We start from the raw sequence: 1,811 nt of genomic DNA, 5'->3' as shown, positions 1-1,811 counted from the left end.
TCCATCCGGAGATATCCGACCGTCTTGGTCGAGCCGGGACCGCCATCGACGAACAGCTTGGACTTATGGCGCCCGTCGGAGCGCAGATGCGTCGTCAGCACGCCGGGATCGCTGATCGTGCCGGAATGCTGCTGCGCCTCCAGCACGACCGCGCCGGCACCGTCGCCGAACAGCACGCAGGTGCCGCGGTCGCTCCAATCGAGGATGCGCGAGAAGGTTTCAGCCCCGATCACCAGCGCCCGCTTGTGGCTGCCGGCGCGCAGGAAATTATCCGCGGTGGTCAGCGCAAAGACGAAGCCGGAACACACCGCCTGCAGATCGAAGGCCACGCCGTGGTTGATGCCGAGCGCGTGCTGGACTGCGACTGCGGTGGCCGGAAAGGTGTTGTCGGGCGTCGAGGTCGCCAGCACGATCAGGTCGATCGACTGGGCGTCGATGTTGGCGTCGGCGAGCGCGGCACGCGCCGCATTGATCGCAAGATGCGAGGTGAACTCGTCATCCGCCGCGATGTGGCGCTCGCTGATGCCGGTGCGCTGCACGATCCAGTCATCCGACGTGTCGATCCGAGCAGCCAGTTCGGCATTGGTCAAAACCCGCTCCGGCAGATATGAGCCGCAGCCGAGCACTACCGAACGTATCGCAGTCACGAGACAGCCTCCTGCGCGGTTTGCGCCTGCACCAGCGCGCTACCGTCGCGGTTTAACATCTGATTGATCTTGGTGAGGAGATCGAAGTGGGCCATCTCATAGCCAACATCGACCGCATAGGCAAAGCCTTCCGCGTTGGTGCCGCCGTGGCTCTTGACCACCACGCCCTTGAGGCCGAGCAGCAGGCCGCCATTCGACTTGTTGGGATCGAGCTTGTCGCGCAGCTTCTGGAACGCGCCGCGGGCAAGCAGATAGCCGATCCGCGCAAGCCAGCTCGACGACATCGCCTCGCGCAGCAGCGTGAACATCTGGCGCGCGGTTCCCTCGGCGGCCTTGAGCGCGATATTGCCGCTGAAACCTTCCGACACGATGACGTCGGTCAGCCCCTTGCCGATCGCGTCGCCCTCGACGAAGCCGACATAGTTGAACTGGGTCGAGTTCATCGCGCGCAGCATCTCGGCCGCCTCGCGGATTTCCCCATGCCCCTTCATCTCCTCGGACCCGATGTTGAGCAGGCCCACGGTCGGCCGTTCGAGGTTGAACAGCACGCTCGCCATGGCGCTGCCCATCACCGCCAGCGTCGCCAGATGACGGGCGTCGCCGCCGATCGTGGCGCCGAGATCGAGCACCACGGAATCGCCGCGCAGCGTCGGCCACACCGCGGCGAGTGCCGGGCGGTCGACGCCGGGCAACGTCCGAAGATTGAGGCTCCCCATCGCCATCAGCGCGCCGCTGTTGCCGGCGGAGACCGCGACATCGGCCTCGCCATGCTTCACCGCGTCGATCGCGAGCCACATCGACGAGGCACGGCGGGTTCGCCGCAGCGCCTGGCTCGGCTTTTCGTCATTCTTCACGGCCACGTCGGTATGGATCACCTTCGATACCGCCTTCAGCGCCGGATGCTTGGCCAGCTCCGGCTCGATCTGGGCCCGGTCTCCGACCAGCAGGAATTCGCTGTCGGGATGACGGCTCAACGAAATCGCGGCGCCGGGTATGACGACCGATGCGCCGACATCGCCCCCCATGGCGTCAAGCGCGATTCGAACCTTTTGAGGCATGAACGTCCCGGAAGCCTGCTCTCCCACAGCCCTTCAGACGAAGACCGCGAGCTTGAAGTCACCGCCGTCAACGGCGCACGGCCAAACACCAAATCGGGTCCCGGCC

General features: G+C 65.5%; 2 protein-coding genes. Both read right to left on the bottom strand.

Annotated elements, in window-relative coordinates:
- Positions 1–647: beta-ketoacyl-ACP synthase 3 (locus FNJ47_RS45925; protein ID WP_163163379.1), on the bottom strand; the 647-nt coding region annotated here is incomplete at its 3' end.
- On the bottom strand, positions 644–1,705 hold the full coding sequence (plsX, locus tag FNJ47_RS45920; protein WP_163163377.1) for a phosphate acyltransferase PlsX: 1,062 nt from the start codon (positions 1,703–1,705) through the stop codon (positions 644–646). The genes plsX and FNJ47_RS45925, both read right to left, overlap by 4 nt.
- Positions 1,706–1,811: the final 106 nt, after the last annotated feature.

Origin of the sequence: Bradyrhizobium uaiense, from assembly GCF_010811875.1 — a bacterium.
Lineage (GTDB): Bacteria > Pseudomonadota > Alphaproteobacteria > Rhizobiales > Xanthobacteraceae > Bradyrhizobium > Bradyrhizobium uaiense.
Note: the sequence above shows the minus strand (reverse complement) of the source record. Positions and strands in the feature narration are given on the sequence as shown.